Raw genomic sequence first — 24,230 nt, 5'->3', positions numbered from 1 at the left:
GGTACAGGTAGCGATGTTACTATTAAAGTTTTGGCAGAAACCATACAAAATACTGTAGACCATAAAGGTGATATTATTTGGGATAGTACTAAACCAGATGGAACACCAAGAAAATTAATGGATAGCTCTAAACTAAGAAGTTTGGGATGGGAGCCAAAGATTGGTTTAAAGGAAGGGATTGTTAGAGCTTATGAGTGGTTTTTAAAGAATAACAACTTAAACCCTAAAAAGTGAGAGTTTAAATAGCCTTTTAACTGTTTTTAAACTTAAAAAGTGTAATAGTCCTTTTATTTGCTTTAAATAATGAAGTTAATAATCTATGATATTTAGTATATTTTCGAATTAAAATTAAAGTTTGTTGATTAAAAAAATAAAAACAGATTCACTAATGCTAACGATAAGAATTGAAAATAAAATAAAATTTATATATAATAATTTTCTTGGTAAAATAAGATCATTTTTGCTCTTTGGTTCGTTTACAAAGGTAAAGTTTGGAAGAAGAATACATTTAAGTGGGAACATTGTTTTTGGATCTAACATAACAATTCTTGAGAACACAAAAATTAGAGGTAAGAAAATTAAAATTGAAAATGATGTTTTTATTCACGAAAATGTTTTCCTAAGATCCGCAGAAAATCTACTTATAGGAAGAGGTACAACTATTAATCGTAATGCTTGTGTGTTAGATAAAGTCACTATTGGAGAGTATTGTTCAATAGGACCAAATTGTGTTATAGTTGGTTCCAATCATAACTATAGAGATATTAGTATTCATATTAAAAAGCAAGGATCGACAATAAAGGGAATAATCATTGAAAATGATGTTTGGATTTCGGCTAATGTTACTGTGATTGATGGTGTTACTATTGGAAAAGGAGCAGTGATAGCGGCAGGAGCAGTTGTAAATAATTCAGTTAAACCGTACACTGTTGTTGGAGGGATACCAGCTAAAATAATAGCTCACCGAAGCTGATAAAAGTTTTAGCATGGATGGGCACATTTATAAAATGGTTCTTTAATACCCTAAAAAAAAGCTGAATAAAGTCTAAGTCACATTAAAATAAAAGCATAGGAATTGATATATGAGTAAATTGAGTCATTATAGTTGGAGTGCTGTAAATAAATTTGGTACACAGACTATTGGTTTTGTGGGTAATATTCTTATTGCAAGACAATTATCACCAGAAGATTATGGGTTAATTGCAATGCTAGCAATTTTTTTAAGTATTGCAATGAATTTTACAGAATCTGGTTTTGCAGATTTTTTGATAAGAGATCCCAATTCTAAGGAAAAAGATTTTGCTACTATTTTTGTTCATAATATAGTTTTTGGGATTGGGTTTTACTTCCTTCTTTTTTTTTGCGCACCGCTTATAGCTTCTTTCTATAAGGAGCCCGAACTAATCAGTATTACACGTGTGTTGGGTTTAAGTATAATTTTCAAAGCCATATGTCTTACCGAGTTTACAAGAATGAGAAAAGAATTACTATTTAAGAATGCTTCATTAATTCAGATAGTAAGTAGTCTTGTTTCTGTTAGTATAGCATATATTTTTGCTCTTTTAGGTTGGGGATATTGGGCTTTAGTTATACAGGCTATAAGCCTTGGTATGGTGAATATAATTATGATCATTGCAATTAATAAGTGGACACCTGTTTTTCACTTCAACTGGTCTAGATATAGGGTTATGCGTAAGTTTGGTAACAATATGTTATTGTCCTATTTCACTAATCAAATAGGTTCAAATTTATATTCGGTATTTGTAGGTAAGTTTTACAATTCAGGTATTTTAGGTTACTATAATCAAGCTGAAAAAATTAATAAAATTAGTTTTTATTCAGTAAATAGTATCATATTAACTACATCTTATTCTCTTTTGGCTAAGGAGATTGATAAAGTTAAGCGTAGAAAAATGTATGTGTCAATAAGTAACCATTTTTTATTCATACATTTTATTTTCAGTGCGTTTATAATAGGAGGTGCGTATCCAATAATAGAGTTTCTTTTTGGTGAGCAATGGATACCTACGGTTCCTTTTTTACAACTTATTCTCTTGTCGTTTTTATTTCAGCCGTTAGTAACTTTAAATTCTAATATTATTAAAATTGAAAATAATTCTAAGTTATATAGAAATCTTACTTTCTTAAGAAACGGGTTAATTCTTTTATCATTATTAATAACTTACACTTATACTATTTATACTATTTTATATGGTTTAATATTAGCTAGGTATTTTTCTGCTTTTGTAGATGCAATTTATTGCGGTAAATACATAGATTTTAGAATTTCAGACCAGTTAAAAATTACTATAGCTCAAGCTTTGGCTCCATCTATATCATCGGTAATAGCTTATTTTGTTATTGACGTAATTGCAACAAAAACTTTGTTGCTGAAATTAGTTTTATATGCATTGGTGTTTGGCGTTCTTTTTATAGTCATTAACCGCATTACCCGGAATAAATCATATTTTATGTTTTTAGGTAAGATTAAAACATTCAAGATTAAATAATAGTTTAATTATTTTTTTTGAGTTGAAAACACGACTTTTGAAAATTTATTAGTCAAACTAAATGTTATACATATAGACATGAGTTTTAAGAGTAAAATATATAATAGGTTGGCAAACCTTAAACTTCGTTGGGCAAGGACTTCCCCACAACGATATATTAAATATTTGCGAAGAAAAGGAGTAAAAATAGGGGATAATATTTTCATTACGCCAGATGTTAAAAGCTTATCCATTGATATCACAAGACCTTCTTTGATAGAAATAGGAAATAATGTTCGTTTAAATAAAAACTTAACTCTTGTAACGCATGACGGTGCATTTTATGTTTTAAAAAATTTATACAATGAATTCATTTCACAGTCAGGACGAATTAAAATAGGGAATAATGTATATTTCGGTAGAAATTGTACAGTACTAAAAAATGTTACCATTGGCGATAATTGTATTATAGGTTTTGGATCAGTTGTGACAAAAAGTATTCCCGAAAATTCAGTTGCTGTAGGCATTCCAGCTAAAGTAATATCTAGTATAGATGACTATTATAAAATCAGAAAGGAAAATTCAATTATTCAAGCTTTAGATTATGCTAGAAGCATTCAAGAAAGATTTGACAGAAGGCCAAGAATTGAAGAGTTTTGGGAGGAATTCCCCCTGTTTTTAAATGGAGATGATGAGTGCCCTCAGTTACCTGTAAAGAGACAGATGGGTAATGCTTATGAGTATTATAAGCAAAACAATAGAGCTGTTTTTAATGGTTTTGATGATTTTTTGAAAAATGCAGGAATTTAATAAAACTGTTGTTATTCTTCACCCTTCTTATTGGGAGCAAGCTATGGGTGGTGCAGAAATACAAATAAAATACCTCGTGTCTTTTTTTAAAAAAAAAGATTTAAATGTTCATTATATTTTTGAAGATAAGGATAAGCCATATACCAATGAGCTAAATATTAACCTACATCCATTAAAGAGAATTAAAATTCCTAAAACAATTGGAAATCGCTGGTTTTTATACAGAAACACTATTTTAAAGCTACTTCATACAATAGAGCCTAATGTTATTTATACAAGGTTTTATTCTTCATGGACTGGAATGGCATCAAATTATTCAGTTAAAAATAAAATACCCCATTTGTGGGCTATAGCATCAAACAATGATTTGGTAAAGAAAACTAAATTTAATTTTTTATTAAAACCATTTGATTTTTTTGAGTATTTAATAATAATAAATGCCTTTAAGCATACTAAAAATATTATTGTTCAAAATAACGAGCAAAAACTACTTCTAAAGAAAAATTTTGGTATCGACGGTTTATTATTAAGACAAGCAGTGCCAAAACCTAAAAACGAAAAGATTAATAAAGAATATAATAAGTTAAATATAGTTTGGATCGCTAATCTTAAGAAAATAAAACGACCAGAATATTTTATTCAAATTGCAGATGAGTATAGCGATAATCCTAATTTTAAATTTATTATGATCGGTCGACAAAATGAAAATTACAAGAAATTGATTGAGGAATCGAATCTAAATAATAGTAATTTTCAATTTAGAGGAGAGGTAAGTAACTCAGAAGTAAATGAAATACTTCTTGAATCACATATTTTAATAAATACTAGTGAATATGAGGGGTTTTCTAATGTGTTTCTGCAAGCGTGGTCTAGAAAGAATATTGTTTTTAGTATGAATTCTAATCCAGATGAAATTTTAACTAAAGAAAACATAGGATGCTTAATTCCAACAATAGAAGAAATTAAGAACAAGTTAAATTATTTTTGGCAGAATAGGGAGGAACTAGAAGGTATGTCAGAAAGAGCTTATAAATATGTAGCAGCGAATCATAATCTTGATTATAATTTGCATAAAATTGCTGAACTTATGAAGATTTAGGGATGAAAAATATACATTGGTTTGAAACAAAACAATTAGATAGAGTTACTAATTTTTCAACTGAAATTGAAGTGCTCAAAACAGCAAACAGTCGGAATATTAACATGCAGTATTACTGTACTTTTTTTAAAGAAAAGAACTATTATGGCTTGCCAAATAATATAAACTATTTGGGTTTTTTTAAATCACGTTATATAAAAGCTATTGAATTTAAAATTCTAGTAATTTTAAAAGCAGTATTGATTGTATTAAAATTTAAATCAGACATAGTAATGGTTAATCAAGATTTGGTTCTTTATGTCCTGCCTGCATGTGTCTTAAATAGGATTTTTAGAAAAAACAACAAATTTGTTGTAGATATTAGAACTACTCCTACTAATCCAGAAACATTTGACTCTGATATGAAAAGGTTTCATAATCAATTTAGTCTTGCAGTTAAGTTTTTTAATGGTTTTAGTTTTATAACGCCATTTATGGAAAAATATATAATGGACCGCTATGATGCTAAAAAACCAACTGTAACATGGAGTTCTGGTGTAGATTTGAATCTGTTTGATAGTACTAATTATTCAGTAAAAAAGTCTACGTCCTTTATGGTTTTCTATCATGGTGGTATTTCCATATCAAGAGGTAATTTAACTTTGATTAAAGCAACAGAAATACTTGTTAATAAAGGATATGATATAACGCTTTTGCAAGTAGGCATTTGTGTAAACGGTGAAATAGAATCATATATAATAGATAAAAACATATCTAATTGGTGTAAATTATTGCCACCTTTGCCATTGTCTAAAATGCCAGAGTATATTTTTAACTCTGACTTACCCGTTTTGCCTTTTCCTTATTTTGATGCTTGGAGGGTTTCTAGCCCTATTAAGTTAATGGAATATTTAGCTATAGGTAAAAAAGTATTGGCACCAAATCTTGAAGCTTTTACTGATGTTTTTGAAGATAAAGAAGAGCTTATTTTTTATTTTGACTCAGAAAATAAAAATCAAATCAATGAAATTTCAAATCGTTTAAAGGATATAATTGATTTGAATTTAGTTAATAAGGCAGATGTTTCATCAAAATGCAGAAATTTCGTAATGGATAGATATACGTGGGAAAAGCAAGCGAAAAAGTTGATAGATTTTGTTTTACAATTATGAGTAAATTCAAATATATTTTACTATTAACTTCATTGTTTCTTGTCTATACACAAGGAATGTGGGAGAGAATACTCTTTTTTTTGCCAGAGTTTTATTATGTTATAGATGTCATTGTCGTTTTATTTATATTGTTCAAATTTAAGTTTAGTATAAAGGTTCCAGGCGCAAAATTTTTATTTTTTTTAATGATTACTCTACTTTTTGTAGGCTTTGCTAACGGTAATTCTTTGGTGGAAAGTATTCTCTATTTTAGGTTTACATTATACTTTTATCTTATTTACAATCAGTTCTATATAATGAGTTTGACTAAAAGACAATGGAATTTGCTACTGTTGCTTATTATAGTTTTAATTTTAGGGCAGGGTCTAGGAGCTTTCTTTAATTTATTTATTTTAGAACAGCGCATAGAAGGTTATGTTGGTTTAATGTCTAGTTTAGGAGGTACTACAGCTACAATTTTCCCTCTTGTAATTATGAGTATTTCTTTATTGTTTTTTTTGTTTATAGAAAAGTTCAAGACAAATCAATTAATCTTGTTTTCGCTTATAAATTTTAGTTTGCTATTAGTTGCCTACTCAAGCTCCAAAAGGGCTATTTATTTTTTAGTTCCTTTATTTTTCATAATTGTGGTTTTCCTATCTTTAAAATATTTAAAAAGGAAAAAATATTTTAAGAAGAAGATATTTAATATTTCTGTTTATGGTTTTATTGGATTTGTAATTTTAATATTTGGAATTAGAAACTCTAAAGGATTTAATTACTTTTTAGCGGGTAACGAAAATGCTGTTGAAACTATTAATTTAGCAGTAAAATATGCTGACCAATATGAAAATTCAAAAGATAAATATGGTAATACCATTGGTAGATCTAATACTACTGGTGCTATATTAAATGAGAGTTTGTCAAATAGTTCTATTTTTCTTTTAGGTAAGGGATACGGTTCAATTAAAAATAAGAAAACAAGAAGAGAATTTGGTTTTACATATGGAGTAGTTGGTTTTACAAGAGATATAGTTTCTGGTGGATGGCTTTTAATGATTTTAACAATAATTTTGTTTAAAAAAGTAATATTGTCTAATAAATCAATTAATCATAGTTTTACCATAACTCTAAGAAGATTAATATTCTTATTGTTCTTAGCAACTCATTTTGTTTATTCTTCAGATTTCACTACTAGTTTGAAAGTGACTTTTATTCTTCTTATTATTTTATCATTAATTAATAGCCCTAAACATTATTCAGTACTAAATTACTTTTTTGCTAAGTATAAAATAAACAGATAGCCAATGCATATACTTAAGATAACTATTGGCAAGCTTTTGATTGTATTAGGTTGTGTTAGACTAATAAAATTTCTCGGCAGAAATAAGCCAATATTTATAGTTCTTAACTATCATAACTTTTCTAAATATAACAATTATGGTGTTAAACGTGGGTCTATATTAGAAACAGGTTATGATGAGCAATTTGGCCATCAGATTCAATGGCTCTCTAAACATTTTAAATTTTTATATCCAGAAGAATTTTTTGAAAACAAACCTAAAAAAGGGGTTTACGTACTTTTAACTTTTGATGATGGCTATAAAGATAATTATGATATTGCATTTCCGATTTTAAAAAAATATAATTCTAAAGCCATATTTTTCGTTGTAACAAAATTAATAGGAACTAAAGAATGGTTATTGCATGATAAATTGAGGTATTTAGTTACGGTTGAAACTCTAACTGAAACCGAGATTGAAAATCAACTAAGGCAATTAAATCAAGGAAAATTAATTGACCAAAAATATCTGTCAATTGTTGATAATTTTGATATACCTAACCATAGATTAATGATGAATTGGGAAGAGTTAAGTGAAATTATAAATGAAGGTTATTTTGTGCAACCACATACACATAATCATTCGATGTTATCGATTTCACCTATGGAGAAACAATTTGCTGAATTGAATACTTCAATAGAAGTTCTAACTAATAAACTGAATCATAACGCAAAATATTTTGCATTCCCTAACGGGATGTTTAATTCTACAACTTTACAAATACTTAAAAAATCAATAATTAACTATAGTTTTACGACTATTTCAGGAATAAATACGTTAGATGAAGATGTTTTTAAAATTAAAAGAATTGGAGTTAATGCATCAGATACTTTAGGCGTTATTTTACTTAAATTATTAAGAAAAGTTTATTCGAAATGAGTATTATAAATACATTCAAACAATATCGACAATATGCATTTATACGTATTGTCAAGATTTTATTTAGAAAATTTGGATTTATTTATGAATCATTCTATCTTTTAAATTATACAATAGATAAGGATTATGTAAGTAAAATATATAGCTCTTATGACTATTTAGATGTAATGGAACTTAAAAAGTCTGATGTCTCTAGATTAGATTTCATAGATATAAAAAAGAAGAAATTATTTACGGAAAGATTAAACTCTAATAATTATAGTTGTTTTATTTGTATTGACAAAGAACGAATAGTTTATTTTACGTGGATTTCTTGGAAGTATCTTAATTATCCGATTATTTTTGATAAAAAAGATAAACTTGTTTCAAATCAAGCATTACTAGAAGATTCGTATTGTCATCCAGATTATAGAGGCAAAGGGTTTCATTCAAAAATGAATAGTTTTCGTTTGCATGAAATAGCAAAAAGAGGTAAAACGAATGTTTTGGTTTTGGTGTTAAAAGAAAATAAACCAGCTTTAAAAGTGCAGTTTAAAAATGGGTTTAAGATAATTGAGAAAATAACCTTTTATAAAATATTCAATAAAATTTCTATTAAACATTATAGATTGTAATGATTGAAATAAAAGATAAAACGACGTTTTTTGAACTTCAAAAGAAGTTAAATCGCATTCCATTCACACAATCTAGGGGTTGGTGTGATTATTTATTGTGTTGTGGTAAGCAAATTGTGTTTTTTGTTGATTCAGTACAGAACCCAAAAATAACCTGTTGGGGAATTGCGCAAAAAATACCCTTTTCATCAAAAAAGATATTACGTATAGAAGGAGAGAGTTATATAAATGAATTAAGCGAAAAAATCTTTAAAAATTTTTATTCCAATTTGCTCAATATAGGCTACCAAGGGATAGAGATTAATAGTAATAATACATTTAATTTAGAGTTTGAGATTGGAATAAGGCGCTCTGGTTTTATACGACCTTTAGGCTCTTTCTCGTGTCCTTTAACCATTGAAATAGATTTTAATATCGATTTTAAATTTGATAACAATTGGAAGCGAAATGTTAAAAAGGCATTGAAGTTTGAATTGAAGTTTCAAGAGCTAATTGACATTTCTACAAAAGAAACAAAGCAGATTTCAGATATGTTTAAAGAGTTAGCTAATTTAAAAGGTTTAGGGTTTCATTTAGAGACAGAGTCTTTACAGATATTGTTAGCATCTAATGATATTAGAACTTTTATGGTATATAACAACAAAAATCATCCAGTAGCAGCTAGAATAGTTCATGTAAATAATTTGTTTGCTACCGATATTTTTGCAGCCAATTCTTTAGAGGCTCGAAAATGTGGTGCAACTTATTTTATAATGCAGCATATTTTTGAAACATTAAAAGAAGAAGGCTTTCAAACATTCGATTTTGGTAGAATACCTCCAAGTAACCATGCTACGGATAGTGTTTATGTCTTTAAAAATGCATCACGAGGAACAAAGGTTCAATATAATGGTGAGTGGACTTTTTATAAAAAAAAATATATTGAAATCTTATTGTTAGCCTATAAATTATTAAAACTAAAAAAACAACGCTATTAATGAGAGTTCTTATTAATACACCTAACCTAAGTATTCATAGTGGAGGAGTGTCTAATCACTATATTGGTCTTAAACCTTTTTGGAACTATGAGATAGATTATAATGTTGTAGGGAAACGCAAAGGATATCCTAGACTGTTTGCTTTATTATATGATTATATAAGATTTATTATAATTTGTGCAATTCGCAAATATGACTTAATTGTATTAAATCCATCTTTGGGTCGGACTGCAATAAAACGTGACTCACTTTTTTTAAAAATAGCAAAATGTTTTAACATGAAAGTTCTGATTTTTTTTCATGGATGGGATGTTGATATGGTATCTAAAATAAACCTCAATCCTAATAAGTTTAAACAAAAGTTTATTACTGCCGATGCTTTTTTGGTGCTTTCAAAAGACTTTAAGTTTGACTTAATAAAATGGGGTATTTCTAAACCTGTTTTTCTGACTTCAACAAAAGTAAATGACAGTTTAATTAAGCATTTTGATATAAAATCTAAAAAACATTCTCAGACTATTCTTTTTTTATCAAGAATAGAAATTTATAAGGGCATTTATACAGTTTTAGAAGCATTTAAAATTATTAATTCTAAATATCCAAATGCTAAATTAATTATTGCTGGAGATGGGACAGAATTTAGTAAAGCTATGGAATTTGTAAAATTAAATAAAATAAAGAATGTAGATTTTTTGGGCAATGTAACTGGTGACGATTTAATTCAGGCTTTTACCAGTGCAGATGTTTATGTTTTGCCATCGCATAGCGAAGGTATGCCTACTACTGTTCTTGAGGCTATGGCATTTGGCCTACCAATTGTTTCAAGACCAGTAGGCGGATTAAAAGATTTTTTTCAAGAAAATATAATGGGCTATTTAATTGAAGGATTAGAACCTAAAGATTATGCTGTAAAATTAGAATCCCTTTTAAACGATAAAGAAACGTGCAAACTTATAGGTGAATATAACCATGAGTATGCAAAATCTAAATTCATGGCTTCAAATGTTGCTTTGGATATGGAAGCAATATTTAAAAAAGTACAATGATAAGACTGTATAGAATAGGTATTTTTTTTTACCGATATAAAATTCCTTTATTACCAAAAATAGTGGAGGTTATAATTTTTTTAATTTTTAATAGTAGAATTCCTTCGAGTGTGTTAATTGGCAAAGGAAGTTATTTTGCATATAGAGGATTGTCAACATTGCTAGTCGCTGGAACCCAAATAGGTGAGGGCTGTTCAATAGGTATGAGAGTGACTACAGGAAGAAATTTTCCGTATAAAGATGTACCCAAAATTGGTAATAAAGTTTGGATTGGAACAAATAGTGTAATAATTGGGCCAATTGTAATTGAAGATAATGTAATCATAGCTCCAAATTCATTTGTAAATAAAAGCATCCCTGAGAATGCTATTGTTGGTGGTAATCCCGCTAAAATAATTGGCAATATTAAAAATCTAGATTATGATATTTTTTCTAATCCTAAGTACAAAGAAGGGACTATGCCTTTTTTAAAAGATAAATCGTAAACTCAACAAATTGAAATCTAAAATACAAACAAGCTTTTTAAAATTAAAAGCCTACTGCGAAGCCGAAAATTTTAAAGGTTGGGATCCTTATGATGGGATGAACTCTAAAGTGTTTCAAGCCTTGCCATTAAAACATTGGGATTTGGCGAGGTTAGCTTGGATACAAGGCTTTAAGCGTAGTCCAATTAATTTTAGAAAATTATTATTAGTACCTAAGCAGCACAACTCTAAAGGAATTTCTCTTTTTCTCTTAGGCTATTGTAAGTTATATAAAGCTGCTTTAAAAGGAAATAAAAATTTTGGGACCAAAGAAGAACTTTTGATTCACATTGAGAAGTTAACACAATTGCTTTTGGATATGAAAGTCGAAGGGTATTCAGGCGCTTGTTGGGGCTACAATTTCGATTGGCAAGCAAGACGTTTGTTTTTGTTCAAAAAGAATACTCCTACTGTGGTAGCGACTGCTTTTTGCATAGAAGCTTTAGCCGAAAGCTACGAAATAACAAAAGATAAAATAATTTTAGACGTTATATTATCCTCTGCAAATTTTGTGCTTAAGGATTTATCGCGTACGCCTCATAAAAATGGGTTTCTATTTTCTTATAGTAACATCGATGGCAATAATACGGTGATTAATGCCTCGCTTTTAGGAGCTAAAATTTTGAGTTTTACCTATAAATATTCAAATAATAAAGCGCATAAAGAACAGGCTTTTAAAGCGGTATCAACAGCTTGCGAATTGCAGAATGAAGATGGCTCTTGGGTATACGGCTTACTGCCCATTCAATCTTGGATTGATAGTTTTCATACAGGGTTTAACCTTGATGCTATTGAAACCTATCAGCAAAATACAGGAGATACTTCCTTTCAAGACTATTTAGATAAAGGATGGGAGTATTATGTCGCTAATTTTTTTGAAGTAGATGGCATGCCAAAATATTATCACAATAAAACCTATCCCATAGATATTCATTGTCCGGCTCAAATTATAGTTACAGCATCAAAATTAAATGTATTTCAAAGTCATAAAGAATTACTTGAAAAAACTTTACTTTGGACAGTTAATAATATGCAAGACAAAAAAGGCTATTTTTACTACCAGATAAAAAAAGGAATGAGTTCTAAAATCTCTTATATGAGATGGAGTAACGCGTTTATGTTTAATGCTATGGCACATTATTATTTAGAATCTAATTAGTTTTATGCTATCAGAAACCTTAAACAACGTGAATACTTATGCGCCTAAATCTAGGATGGAACTTATAGATTATGCTTTTGAGCATAAAAAGATTTTGATAGCAGTTAATGCCGAAAAAATCTTGCATGCAACCAATGAAAGCAGAGCAATTATTAACAGAAATTTAGGCTATCCAGATGGTATTGGTGCGGTTTGGGCATTGCATAAGAAAGGACATAAATCCGTTGTTAAAATACCAGGTTGCGAACTATGGTTAGATGTAGTGAAACAGCATTTTAAGGATAAGTCATTTTATCTGGTTGGTGGTAAGCAAGAGGTTATTGAAACAACAGTTAATAAATTACAATCTGAATTTGAAGGAATAACCATTTGTAATTATAGAAATGGTTATTTAAAGACAGATGCAGAAGAAATAGATTTAATTGCAGATATAGTAAAACTTAAACCAGATGTCATTTTTGTTGCTATGGGTTCTCCAAAACAAGAGTTATTAATGGAGCGCATACAACAACACCATAAAGCTGTATATCAAGGTTTAGGTGGTAGTTTTGATGTTTATACCGGAAACGTAAAACGAGCACCATACTGGTGGGTAAAAAATAATTTAGAATGGGCTTATAGACTGGTTAGTCAACCATCACGAATTAAACGTCAGATACATTTATTGCGTTTTATTGTGAATCTACACCTAAATAGATATTAAAATAAATAAAATAAGAATGAATTACCAAATCACCATTATTGCAGGAGCAAGACCTAACTTTATGAAAATTGCTCCTATTATTCATGCGATTCAAGCTGCAAAAGATAAAAAGGAAGCTATAGATTACCGATTGATACATACAGGTCAGCATTATGATAAAAATATGTCTGGAAGCTTTTTTGAGCAACTTCAAATTCCAGAACCACACGTAAATTTAGAATGTAGTGGAGGTACACAAGCAGAGCAGACCGCAGCAATACTAATAAGTTTTGAAAAAGAGCTTATGGCGCATCCAGCAAATTTAGTGTTAGTAGTTGGTGATGTTACCTCTACAATGGCATGCGCTTTAGTAGCGCAAAAACTGAATACCAAAGTAGCACATATTGAAGCTGGTATTCGTTCTGATGATTGGACCATGCCAGAAGAAATTAACAGACTGGTAACAGATAGTATTACCAATTATTTTTTTACAACGTCTGAATTGGCTAATAAAAACTTGAGAGAAAGTGGTGTTAAAACAGATCAGATTTTCTTTGTAGGAAATACGATGATTGATACACTTTTAAAACAACGACCAAATTTTAAACGTCCAGACGTATGGAAACGGTTACATCTTAAACCCCAATCTTACATTGTAATAACGCTACATCGCCCTGCAAATGTTGATGAAGAAAGTCAGTTAAAATCTATGATTGATGAGATTATAAGTTGCACCCAAAACTTACCGTTAGTATTCCCTGTGCACCCTAGAACTGCTAAAATATTAGAACGCTTAAAAATTGCACATCCGAGATTACACACTATAGAGCCACTGAGCTATTTAGAGTTTAATTACCTTGTAGAGCAAGCAAAAGCAGTGATTACAGATTCTGGAGGTATTACTGAAGAGGCATCTATAATGGATGTTCCTTGTATGACTTTACGAGATAATACTGAGCGACCAGAAACTATAACCTTAGGAACCAATGAATTGGTTGGAACAAATCCTAAGCATATAAAACCATATCTCGAAACCTTATTTGAGGGGCAATGGAAAACTGGTAAGAGCATACCTTTATGGGATGGAAAAACAGCAGCGCGTATTATAGATGCGCTATTAATACTTTCAAAAAAATAGCATTGGTACCTTTAAGTTTATTAGGTACGCATAATACTTTACTTAATTATTTGTACCTTTCGGATACCCTAAGATGTTTTAAGAATAAGTTTAAAAAAAAGGGTTTTAATGATTAAAACATTACTCGAAAATTTTTCGCCAGAGAACCATCTGGCAGTCTGGTTAGCATTAGCATTTGTATTAGCATTTTTAATTGCATATCGAAGTTTTCCTACAATTTTATTTGTGGCTAAGAAAAAACATTTAATGGATGAACCCGATGGTCGGAGTTTACACTCAGATAAAACGCCAACCCTCGGAGGTATTGGTATTTTTTTTAGTCTTATAGTGGTAATGACTATTATAGGAGCCTTTTTAAATACGAAGGTTTTACTCTTAGTAATGGGAGGTTTAACAATTTTGTTTTTTTTAGGTCTAAAAGATGATTTAACCGTATTATCTGCAAGAAGAAAATTTATTGGGCAGCTCTTTGTAGCAGCCTTGCTTATCATTTTTACAGATACACGTATTATAGGGTTTTCTAGTATTTTAGATGTTTATACACTTCCATATTGGATCTCTATAGGCTTCACCTTATTTGTTTACATTTTAATTATTAATGCCTATAATCTTATTGATGGTGTAGATGGATTGGCAGGTAGCATTGCTCTAAATGCTAGTGCCATATTTGTATATCTTTTTGTTAGTACAAATGATTTAAGTCTTGCGACTATCGCTATTGCATTATGTGGTGCATTATTGGCGTTTTTGAGATTCAATTTTTCAAATAAGAATAAAATTTTTATGGGAGATACAGGGTCTATGATAATTGGTTTTTTATTAGCGTTTTTCACTATTAGTTTTATAAATATGGCGCAGACAAATGTTGAGTCTAACTATTACAAAGATTCACCAGCTTTGGCATTTGCTTTGTTATTTTACCCATTAATTGATACACTGCGTATTTTTTTTATTAGGATAGTGATTCATAGAACAAGCCCATTTAAAGCAGATACAAATCATATACATCATCGATTTATTAAAAGTGGATTTAGCCATTTAATGACTACAGTATTAATTGTTAGTATTAATTTTATCATAGTTTGCATCGCTTTTAATCTTTTAAGCCTTAATCTAAACACCCAAATTATTTATTTATTTTTATATGGGTCTGCTCTTTATGTATTGCCATTTGTGATAAAAAAACTTTTAAAATGATTCTAAAAAAAACAGTTTACTTTTTAGCTTAAATGTGCCCTCGACTTTGCAAGTCTTTTAAATGCAGTTATATTTGCCTCACCTAGAATTAGTAATTAAATGAAAATAAGATTTATAAGCTTTATAGTATTACTATGTGTTTTCTCATGTGCTTCTAAAAAGGAAGTGCTTTACATGCAAGATATCTCTACCGAAGGAACTGGTAATGTAAATTATCAATCTGCAAATATTCAGCCTAATGACATATTAAAAATTACTGTAGAGAGCATGGTGCCAGAGGCAGCATTACCCTATAATAGATTTGCCATACAAGGTACACCAACACAGAATTTAGAACTGTTGCAGTTAGATGGATATTTAGTATCTATAGATAATACAATAAGTTTTCCTGTATTAGGTGAAATATCAACAGTTAATAAGACGACAAAACAATTAGAAGACGCTATTAAAAGCCAATTAGTAGCAGATGGCCACTTGTCTAATCCATCAGTAAATATACGTCTAATTAATGCTAAGGTAACTATTCTTGGAGAGGTAAATAAGCCAGGTACTTATAATTTTACAGAACAAAACATTACCATATTGCAGGCTTTGGGCTATGCAGGCGATTTAACTATTAATGGATTGCGAAAAGATATATTAATGACTAGAGAGGTTGATGGAATGCGAAAAATTGCGCATATAGATTTAACGTCAGCATCGTTTATGAATAGTGAGTTTTATTTTATAAAACCCAATGATGTTATCGTTGTTAATCCAAATAATCCAAGAGTTAAAAATGCGGGTTTTGTAGCTAATATTGGTACTGTACTAACAATAACATCTGTGGTACTTAGTTCAATCATATTATTGTCGAGGTAAATTATGGATAATTCAATCAATAGTACTGCAGCATTTCAAGAAGAAGAAAGTGTTGATCTTAAGCAAGAAATAAAACGATATTTACGCTATTGGCCATGGTTTGTATTAGCAATAGCTATAGCATTAATTAGTGCTTATACCTATCTTAGATACGCTCCTAGAATATACCAGACAACAGCTAAAGTTAAAATATTAGACGAATCGGAAGGTCTAGAATTACCGACTTCGGCATTTGTCTTTAATAGATCTAATATAAATTTAGAAAATGAGATTGAAATATTAACCTCTTATATAATAATAGAACGTGTTATTACCGAGCTAAAACTTAGCACTAGGTTTTATGAAGAAGGAACGATACAAACCTCACCTTTAGTAGCATTACCATTTCATTTTGAACAGCTTATTCATCCAGACAGTATTATAAAAAACTTAAATTATAAGATTGTTGTTAACGACTCAAAATTTAGTATTACTAATATTGAAACAGAAAAAACATTTGAATTTTCAGACTACAATACGTACAATAAAGAACATAGCTTGCCTTTTGAGATTACATATTTGCCTAAGTTAGACGCAGAGCATATTGAAGGTAAAACATTTATAATAACGTTTAGAACAATAAAAAAGGCAGCGTTAAGTCTAAAATCTAGAATAGAGGTTGAGGCTATTGGCGAGCAGAGTGATTTATTACAATTAAATATTAAAGGGGAGAGTGAAAATCTATCGGAAAGCATTCTAAATACCTTAATAGATATATTTAATAAAGATGGCATAAATGATAGGCAACTTGTATCTAAACGCACTTTAGATTTTATAGATGCTCGTTTTGTCTTTTTGGCTCGAGAATTAGACTCTGTAGAAATTAGTTATCAAGATTTTAAACAAAGCAATAATCTGGTTAATTTAGTTACTGATGCAGAGTTAGGACTTCAACAACGCACCCAATCTGAAGAAGAGGTTTTTAGAATCGAAAACCAATTGTCACTTGCTAAATTGTTAGAAAACTCATTAAAAGATACTTCGGGTTCGGGATTATTACCAGCTAATATTGGTATAGAAAATACAGGAATCAATAGTTTAATATCAGAATACAATACTGCTGTCATTAATAGAGCTAAGGTCGCAAATAGTGGAGGTGCTAATAACCCAGTAGTTAAATTGGCGGCTAGTGTGGTTAAAGATTTAAGGTTTAATATAAATAGATCGCTTAAAACGTATATAAGTCAATTAGAAGCATCACAACAACAATTAGGATATAGAAACCGTCAGTTTTCGGGAAAAGTAGCTCAAATTCCAGAAAAAGAGCGCTTACTTAATTCAATTGTACGCCAACAGAAAATAAAAGAGAGCTTATATGTTTTATTACTTCAAAAGCGAGAAGAAGCAGCTATAAATTTAGCCATTACAGAGCCTTCTATTAAGGTTGTAGAATATGCCTTGTCTGGTACTGATCCAATTTCTCCAAAATCTAATATTGTATATGCTGGTGCATTGCTTGGTGGATTGCTGATACCTTTTGGTATTTTGTATCTCACTTTTATGCTAGACACAAAATTACACAGTAAAGAGGATATTATAAAGCTTACCTCTAATATACCAGTAATTGGAGAAATACCAGAAGTAAAAAAGAATGGAGCAACTATTTTTAGTGACCCAAATGATCGCAATGCATTGGCAGAATCTTTTAGGATATTGAGTTCTAATGTAGATTATATTTTACCAGTAAATGGTAATGAAAAAGGTAAAGTTATTTATTGTACATCTACAATTAAAGGGGAAGGGAAAACTTATATTAGTCTTAATTTGTCTTTGGCCTTATCGAGCATTAATAAAAAGGTGTTATTAATTGGTGCAGATTTAAGAAATCCTCAAATTCACACGCACATTAATCAAGAAAAACACAAACCGGGATTATCTAATTACCTCCATGATGTAGATTACGATTGGAAAGATGCTTTAATTAATGGATTTGAAAAACATCCCAATCATCAAATCATTTTGTCAGGAAGTATTCCTCCAAATCCGGCTCATTTGCTAACTAATGGTCGTTTTAAGAAACTATTAGACGAAGCAAAACAAGAGTACGACTACATTATAGTAGATACAGCTCCTACTATTTTAGTTACTGATACTATGCTTATCTCTAAATTGGCGGATGCTACAGTATATTTAACACGCTCCAATTATACTGAGAAAAATCTATTAAAATTCTCAAAAGAACTATCTGAGACAGGTAAGCTAAATAATATGGCTTATGTTGTTAATTGCGTTGGTGCAAGTAGGTCTTATGGTTATGGCTATAATTATGGCTATAATTATGGTTACGGAGCAAAATCTTAGTTTGTATTTTCTCTTTCTCCATTATGACTTTTGTCATAATTTATATAGGTTCTGTAAAGTACCTTTAGTATTGAATAAAAATTCAATATTATGAGACAGAGAATACCCGTGAGTACTATAATGTCTGAAAACATTATAGCTCTAAATAGAACAGACGATTTAGAACGTGCAGAATTATTATTTAAGCGTCATAAAATAAGACACATTCCAGTTGTATCTGGTGAGGTTATTATTGGGATGTTAAGTTATACAGATTTATTACGTATTAGTTTTGCTGATGCCGTTGATGAATCTGAAAGCGATGTAGATACCTTAGTATATAACATGTTTACCATAGACCAAGTCATGGCTAAAAATGTAACTACGGTAAATTCTGAAACTTCAATTAAAGAAGTTGCAGAAATTTTGGCCACTAAAGAGTTTCATGCACTACCCATAGTTGATGATGAAATTTTGGTTGGTATAGTAACAACAACTGATCTTATCAATTATTTGATTGCTCAATATTAAAAAAAGCGCCTTATGGCGCTTTTTTTATGAGTTTGATATGGTTTTTAAATTAGAGATAGTTGCGATTGGATTTTCACTTTTAAAAACATGGCTTCCTGCTACAAAAGCATCTGCGCCTGCTTCTACGAGAGCTTTGATGTTTTTATCAGTTACACCACCATCAATTTCTATACGTGTATCTAAGCCTTGTTCATTAATCATTTGGCGAAGTCGTTTTATGCGTTTATAGGTGATGTCTTCAAATTTTTGACCACCAAAACCAGGATTAATAGACATGAGCAGAATCATGTAACATTCTGGTAAAATGTCCTCTAAAACAGTAAGAGGTGTTGTTATATTAAGTACAATGCCAGCTTTACAGCCAGCATCTTTAATTTGCCTCAAAGTTCGATGTAAATGTACTGTAGATTCGTAATGTACAGTAATAATATCAGCTCCTACTTTAGCAAATTCTTCAATGTAACGCTCTGGTTTTTCAATCATTAAATGAACATCTAATGGCTTAGTAGCATGCTTTTTTATTGCAGCTATTATAGGCATGCCATAGGATATATTTGGTACAAAATGACCATCCATAACGTCGATATGAAACCAGTCCGCATCACTATTATTAACCATTTCTGTATCCCGTTGTAAATTGCCAAAATCGGCAGCTAGCATTGAAGGTGCAATTAGTTTTGAAGCCATTTTATTGAAGTTCTATTTGGTTTGAACAAAGGTAAATAAAAAAAGAAGTTTCTTTTGTTTTGAGTAGTAAGATGTTCTAAAAAGTGAACCCACGGTAATCAGCCGTGGGTTCTTTCATCAATCAAAAAACGAACAGTTATGTTTTGTAACTGTTGTTACCTTTATTAGGTTGGACGCTAAATATACGAAATCCTATCCTAAATATGTCTTTAATATTTTACTTCGTGAGGTATGCTTTAATCTGCGAATCGCTTTTTCTTTAATTTGTCTTACACGCTCACGAGTTAAATCGAATGTCTCTCCAATTTCTTCTAAAGTCATTGGGTGTTGGTTTCCTAATCCAAAGTACAAACGAATTACATCAGCTTCACGAGGAGTTAGAGTTTCTAATGCACGTTCAATCTCAGTTCGTAAAGATTCGTGTAATAAAGCTCTATCAGGATTTGGAGATTCTCCACTACGCAATACATCGTACAAGTTAGAATCTTCACCTTCAACTAAAGGAGCATCCATACTGACATGCCGACCAGAATTTTTCATAGACTCCTTAACATCATTAATAGTCATATCCAATTCTTTGGCGATTTCTTCTGCAGAAGGAGGGCGCTCATGACTTTGCTCTAAAAAGGCAAACGTTTTATTAATTTTATTAATAGAACCAATCTTGTTTAACGGTAAACGTACAATACGAGATTGCTCTGCTAATGCTTGTAAGATAGATTGTCTAATCCACCAAACCGCATAAGAGATAAATTTAAAACCACGGGTTTCATCAAAACGTTGTGCTGCTTTAATTAGTCCTAGATTACCTTCATTAATTAAATCGGGTAATGTTAAACCTTGGTTTTGGTATTGTTTGGCAACTGAAACAACAAAACGTAGGTTTGCTTTTGTTAATTCCTCTAAAGCAAGCTGATCACCAGCTTTTATACGCTGAGCCAATTCTACCTCTTCGTCTGCTGTAATAAGATCTACTTTACCAATTTCTTGTAAATATTTATCTAATGATGCAGTTTCCCTGTTGGTTACCTGCTTGGTAATTTTAAGTTGTCTCATTTAATTTTAAGATTTGTGCAATGTTAACAACAACGTGTTGCATCAATTATACGTATAAAAGCATAATAATGTTACAGAATTATTAATAAAAAATTAAATTTTAATAAGTTTTATATTATCTAAATTAATATCATCGACTGTTTCACTTGTAAATTTATAATGGCCTCTAGTAGTAATTAGTCTAAAACGATAAGACTTTATTTGGCTTAGGCTATTTAGAAATAACCATTTTGATTTTAGTAATCTAGGGCTTTCAGATTTTAAACTTAAGTCAAAAATATGCTTTCTACCCTCTTTTTCAGCAACTATGTCTGGTGTCACCTCAATCTTACTTCCTTTTTTGTGATATGATTTGGGTGTTTCATAACCTTCAACATCTGCTTTAATATTAGAGTAGCCTAAATTTTCAAGATAGCTGATAGAATGATTTAGCTCTTCTACGTACTTAGCTTTGTCTTGTGCTATCATAGCTAATGATATAATGAAAACTAATGATATAGGCAAATTTATGTGTTTGAGCCTAAAACACTTTTGTTTTTCTTTATTCAAAGTTGAAAAGTCTTATTGTTATAATAATTCTATCCCTTAATCTGTTTATTTTTTGATGCATTATATTAAAGAATAGTGCGCGATCTCTTTTTTGCCAGAATAAACTAACAACTTGTCATTTGTTTTTTATACCCTAAAAATATTAGGCATTGTTATAATTTATCTCTTCACCTACTAATTAAGTTTATCAATGCTCAAAACTGATATCTATCAGTCCTTAAAAATTGCAAATTGAAGGGCTAATTTGTAGCTTTATATAGGTTATTAAAAACAATTTAAAATATTCTAATTATGAAAACTTTTATCAGATTCTTAGTAGTGGGTTTGCTAGTGGTGAGTTATACATCATGCGACAAAATTGATGAACTCACTGAGGTAGATTTTAGTACTACTTTAAATGAACAGTTGGACGTTAATGTCCTAGCTGGCGAAGATTTAGCCCTTAACAGAACTCTATTAATTAATATGGTTAACAATGATACAGGAGATTATCTAGATGTATTAAAAAATGTAAGAATTACAAGTTTTAGGTATCAGTTAACAAATTTTACAGGAGACGTTAATGGTATTATAACAGGTAATTTGGTCGCTGATGGTGTTGAATTGTTACACCATAACATGGTTGTAAAACAAACTGTTGATGCGGTTACTGTATTTGAGGTTACCAATACAGCACTATTAAACTCTATTGCGTCCAAACTAAAGGCAGGCAATGGTGTTTTAATTGGTATTGTGGGTGAATCGAGTTGTGAAGATGCTATGGGTTTTACCATTAACATTACTATTGATTTGGAGGTAACCGCAGATGTTTTATAAGGTATAGTTTATGGATTGTGTCCATGACATTTTATGAAACTTTATAAAAAAAACCGCCTCAGAATAATCTGAGGCGGTTTTATGAAGTTATAATTTACAAAGACGATTTAGTCTTCCTTTTTATCTTCTCTAGGTTTACGATCATCACGACGGTTATCACGTCCACGATTATCTCTTCCTCTGTTATTATCACGTCCACCACGACTGTTATTATCTCTTGGTGGTCTTGCTACATAACCTTCTGGTTTTGGCAAGATTGCTTTACGAGACACTTTCTCTTTACGTGTTCTAGGATCTTGGCCAAAATACTTCACATCAAATACATCTCCCATGTTTACAACATCAGACACATTTTCTGTACGTTCCCAAGCTAACTCAGATACGTGTAATAAGACTTCGTTTCCTGGCGCATCCATATACTCAACAACAGCACCAAAATCTAACATCTTGATTACTTTTACTTCGTAAACGCTACCAACTGTAGGCTTAAATAAGATCGCATCTATTTTTGCCATTACAGCATCAATACCTTCACTTCCTACACCTAAAATTTCAACAATACCTTCTTCAGTTACCGGATCTTCGTTAATAACGATAGTTGTCTCAGTTTCTTTTTGCATTTCCTGAATTACTTTTCCACCAGGTCCAATTAAGGCTCCAATAAATTCGTTAGGAATACGTCTTGTTACCATTGTAGGAGCATGATCTTTTACATCTGCATTTGGTACAGCAATTGTATCCGTCAATTTCTCTAAGATATGTAAACGACCAGCACGTGCTTGTTGAAGAGCGTTAACTAAAATCTCGTATGATAATCCTTTTACTTTAATATCCATTTGGCAAGCTGTGATACCATCTGCAGTACCAGTCACTTTAAAATCCATATCACCAAGGTGATCTTCATCACCTAAAATATCAGATAATACAGCATACTTACCAGAATCAGCATCAGAAATTAAGCCCATTGCTATACCAGAAACTGGTTTAGTCATTTGCACACCTGCATCCATTAAAGCCATAGTTCCTGCACATACAGTAGCCATAGAAGACGAGCCGTTAGATTCTAATACTTCAGATACTATACGTACTGTGTAAGGACAATCGTCAGGAATCATTCCTTTTAAACCACGTTGCGCTAAATTACCATGTCCTACTTCTCTACGAGATGTTCCACGGATTGGTCTAGCTTCACCTGTACAAAAAGGAGGGAAGTTATAATGTAAATAGAAATTTTCTTCACCTTCATAAGATGGCATATCTATTTTGTTTGCATCTCTAGAGGTTCCTAAAGTAACTGTTGCTAATGCTTGAGTTTCTCCACGAGTAAAGATTGAAGACCCATGAGTTGATGGTAAATAATCAACCTCACACCAAATTGGTCTAATTTCATCTGTTTGACGACCATCTAAACGTAACCCTTCATTTAAGGTTAAATCTCTAATGGCAGCTTTTTCAGCTTTACGGTAATAATCAGAAATTAAACCACCATAATCTTCCATTTCTTCTTCAGAAAACGACGCTTTAATATCTTCTTTTATTTCTTTAAATGCAGCACTTCTTTCATGTTTAGCAGATCCAGCTTTTGCAATAGCATACACTTTATCATAAGCCATATCATGAATTTTCTTGGCTAAATCGGCTTCTTCTCTTTCACCTTCGTATTCTCTGACGTCTTTCTTTCCGAATGCTTCTGCTAATCTTAATTGAGCAGCACATTGAACTTTAATCGCTTCATGTGCAAATTTAATTGCATCAGCCATTTCTTCTTCAGAAATCTCATTCATTTCACCTTCTACCATCATTACTGAATCTGCAGAAGCACCAATCATCATGTCTAAATCAGATTCTGCTAATTGCGCGCGTGTTGGGTTGATTACAAATTCTCCGTTTACACGACCAACTCTAGCTTCAGAGATAGCACATTCAAAAGGGAAATCTGATAATTGAATAGCTGCCGAAGCAGCTAAACCTGCCATTGCATCTGGCATAACGTCATCGTCATGAGACATTAATTGAATCATCACTTGCGTTTCAGCGGTATAATCTTTTGGGAATAATGGACGTAAAACTCTGTCCACTAAACGCATTGTTAATACTTCACCATCACTAGGTCTTGCTTCTCTTTTAAAGAAACCACCTGGATAACGACCTGCAGCAGCAAATTTTTCTCTGTAATCTACTGTTAACGGTAGAAAACCAAGATCTTTTTGTTCGTAATTGGAAACAACTGTACATAATAACATACATTTTCCTGATTGCACAACAACGCTACCATGCGCTTGTTTTGCTAATTTTCCGGTTTCGATAGAAATTTCTCTACCATC

General features: G+C 30.9%; 23 protein-coding genes and 1 pseudogene. 20 read left to right on the top strand and 4 right to left on the bottom strand.

The features are described from left to right. The 19 genes and pseudogenes from AAC053_RS08510 to AAC053_RS08420 all read left to right on the top strand — a co-directional run. A pseudogene (locus AAC053_RS08510) lies at window positions 1–234 on the top strand (GDP-L-fucose synthase); the annotation flags it as partial. Between the two features lie 154 nt (window positions 235–388). Then, window positions 389–973 carry a hypothetical protein gene (locus AAC053_RS08505; protein WP_339755328.1) on the top strand — a complete coding sequence of 195 codons (585 nt, stop codon included), beginning with the start codon at window positions 389–391 and terminating at the stop codon, window positions 971–973. A 109-nt stretch (window positions 974–1,082) separates the two neighbouring features. Beyond that, window positions 1,083–2,510: a lipopolysaccharide biosynthesis protein gene (locus AAC053_RS08500; protein WP_339755326.1), complete on the top strand. Its 1,428-nt coding sequence runs from the start codon at window positions 1,083–1,085 to the stop codon at window positions 2,508–2,510. Window positions 2,511–2,618: 108 nt separating this feature from the next. Then, on the top strand, window positions 2,619–3,299 hold the full coding sequence (locus tag AAC053_RS08495) for an acyltransferase (protein WP_339755325.1): 681 nt from the start codon (window positions 2,619–2,621) through the stop codon (window positions 3,297–3,299). Between the two features lie 43 nt (window positions 3,300–3,342). Beyond that, window positions 3,343–4,398, top strand: coding sequence for a glycosyltransferase (locus AAC053_RS08490; protein ID WP_339755323.1), 1,056 nt, complete (start codon window positions 3,343–3,345; stop codon window positions 4,396–4,398). Between the two features lie 2 nt (window positions 4,399–4,400). After that, window positions 4,401–5,549, top strand: coding sequence for a hypothetical protein (locus AAC053_RS08485; protein WP_339755321.1), 1,149 nt, complete (start codon window positions 4,401–4,403; stop codon window positions 5,547–5,549). Further along, window positions 5,546–6,832, top strand: a complete 1,287-nt coding sequence (locus AAC053_RS08480; protein ID WP_339755319.1) for a hypothetical protein — start codon at window positions 5,546–5,548, stop codon at window positions 6,830–6,832. The genes AAC053_RS08485 and AAC053_RS08480 overlap by 4 nt, the downstream gene beginning before the upstream one ends. A gap of 3 nt (window positions 6,833–6,835) precedes the next feature. Then, window positions 6,836–7,750, top strand: coding sequence for a polysaccharide deacetylase family protein (locus AAC053_RS08475; protein ID WP_339755317.1), 915 nt, complete (start codon window positions 6,836–6,838; stop codon window positions 7,748–7,750). After that, window positions 7,747–8,364 (top strand): hypothetical protein, encoded by a 618-nt coding sequence (locus AAC053_RS08470; RefSeq protein ID WP_339755315.1) that lies wholly within the window; start codon window positions 7,747–7,749, stop codon window positions 8,362–8,364. Before AAC053_RS08475 ends, AAC053_RS08470 begins: the two co-directional genes overlap by 4 nt. Next, entirely contained in the window at window positions 8,364–9,341 is a 978-nt protein-coding gene (locus tag AAC053_RS08465) for a GNAT family N-acetyltransferase (protein ID WP_339755314.1), read from the top strand. The genes AAC053_RS08470 and AAC053_RS08465 overlap by 1 nt, the downstream gene beginning before the upstream one ends. Continuing rightward, entirely contained in the window at window positions 9,341–10,387 is a 1,047-nt protein-coding gene (locus AAC053_RS08460) for a glycosyltransferase family 4 protein (RefSeq protein WP_339755312.1), read from the top strand. Before AAC053_RS08465 ends, AAC053_RS08460 begins: the two co-directional genes overlap by 1 nt. Before the next feature lie 62 nt (window positions 10,388–10,449). Next, the gene (locus tag AAC053_RS08455) at window positions 10,450–10,872 is read left to right on the top strand and encodes a hypothetical protein (RefSeq protein ID WP_339755310.1); all 423 of its coding nucleotides are present in this window, start codon (window positions 10,450–10,452) and stop codon (window positions 10,870–10,872) included. A gap of 10 nt (window positions 10,873–10,882) precedes the next feature. After that, window positions 10,883–12,070, top strand: coding sequence for a delta-aminolevulinic acid dehydratase (locus AAC053_RS08450; protein ID WP_339755309.1), 1,188 nt, complete (start codon window positions 10,883–10,885; stop codon window positions 12,068–12,070). Between the two features lie 4 nt (window positions 12,071–12,074). Next, a complete protein-coding gene (locus AAC053_RS08445; RefSeq protein WP_339755307.1) occupies window positions 12,075–12,773 on the top strand; it encodes a WecB/TagA/CpsF family glycosyltransferase in 699 nt (232 codons plus the stop codon). 16 nt (window positions 12,774–12,789) lie between these two features. Further along, entirely contained in the window at window positions 12,790–13,890 is a 1,101-nt protein-coding gene (gene wecB, locus AAC053_RS08440; protein ID WP_339755306.1) for a UDP-N-acetylglucosamine 2-epimerase (non-hydrolyzing), read from the top strand. 108 nt (window positions 13,891–13,998) lie between these two features. Beyond that, window positions 13,999–15,087, top strand: a complete 1,089-nt coding sequence (locus AAC053_RS08435; RefSeq protein ID WP_339755304.1) for an MraY family glycosyltransferase — start codon at window positions 13,999–14,001, stop codon at window positions 15,085–15,087. 99 nt (window positions 15,088–15,186) lie between these two features. Beyond that, complete coding sequence (locus AAC053_RS08430) at window positions 15,187–15,948, top strand: polysaccharide biosynthesis/export family protein (RefSeq protein ID WP_339755303.1); 762 nt, start codon at window positions 15,187–15,189, stop codon at window positions 15,946–15,948. 3 nt (window positions 15,949–15,951) lie between these two features. Beyond that, a complete protein-coding gene (locus AAC053_RS08425) occupies window positions 15,952–18,288 on the top strand; it encodes a polysaccharide biosynthesis tyrosine autokinase (RefSeq protein WP_339755302.1) in 2,337 nt (778 codons plus the stop codon). A 90-nt stretch (window positions 18,289–18,378) separates the two neighbouring features. After that, entirely contained in the window at window positions 18,379–18,798 is a 420-nt protein-coding gene (locus AAC053_RS08420) for a CBS domain-containing protein (protein WP_339755301.1), read from the top strand. A 24-nt stretch (window positions 18,799–18,822) separates the two neighbouring features. Here the strand turns inward: AAC053_RS08420 and rpe are convergent, their stop codons facing one another. The 3 genes from rpe to AAC053_RS08405 form a co-directional block, all read right to left on the bottom strand. Then, on the bottom strand, window positions 18,823–19,485 hold the full coding sequence (gene rpe, locus AAC053_RS08415; RefSeq protein WP_339755300.1) for a ribulose-phosphate 3-epimerase: 663 nt from the start codon (window positions 19,483–19,485) through the stop codon (window positions 18,823–18,825). Between the two features lie 192 nt (window positions 19,486–19,677). Next, window positions 19,678–20,541: a sigma-70 family RNA polymerase sigma factor gene (locus AAC053_RS08410; RefSeq protein WP_339755298.1), complete on the bottom strand. Its 864-nt coding sequence runs from the start codon at window positions 20,539–20,541 to the stop codon at window positions 19,678–19,680. 93 nt (window positions 20,542–20,634) lie between these two features. Beyond that, the gene (locus tag AAC053_RS08405) at window positions 20,635–21,009 is read right to left on the bottom strand and encodes a hypothetical protein (protein WP_339755297.1); all 375 of its coding nucleotides are present in this window, start codon (window positions 21,007–21,009) and stop codon (window positions 20,635–20,637) included. Window positions 21,010–21,381: 372 nt separating this feature from the next. Here AAC053_RS08405 and AAC053_RS08400 point away from each other — a divergent pair, with 372 nt between their 5' ends. Then, window positions 21,382–21,906: a hypothetical protein gene (locus tag AAC053_RS08400; RefSeq protein ID WP_339755295.1), complete on the top strand. Its 525-nt coding sequence runs from the start codon at window positions 21,382–21,384 to the stop codon at window positions 21,904–21,906. Window positions 21,907–22,013: 107 nt separating this feature from the next. Here AAC053_RS08400 and AAC053_RS08395 read toward each other — a convergent pair. Beyond that, the coding region (locus AAC053_RS08395; RefSeq protein WP_339755293.1) for a polyribonucleotide nucleotidyltransferase at window positions 22,014–24,230 on the bottom strand (2,217 nt) is incomplete at its 5' end.

Origin of the sequence: uncultured Winogradskyella sp. (genome assembly GCF_963975125.1) — a bacterium.
In the GTDB taxonomy this organism is placed as follows: Bacteria; Bacteroidota; Bacteroidia; order Flavobacteriales; family Flavobacteriaceae; genus Winogradskyella.
The sequence above is the reverse complement of the archived record's forward strand: the minus strand, read 5'-3'. Positions and strand labels throughout refer to the sequence as shown.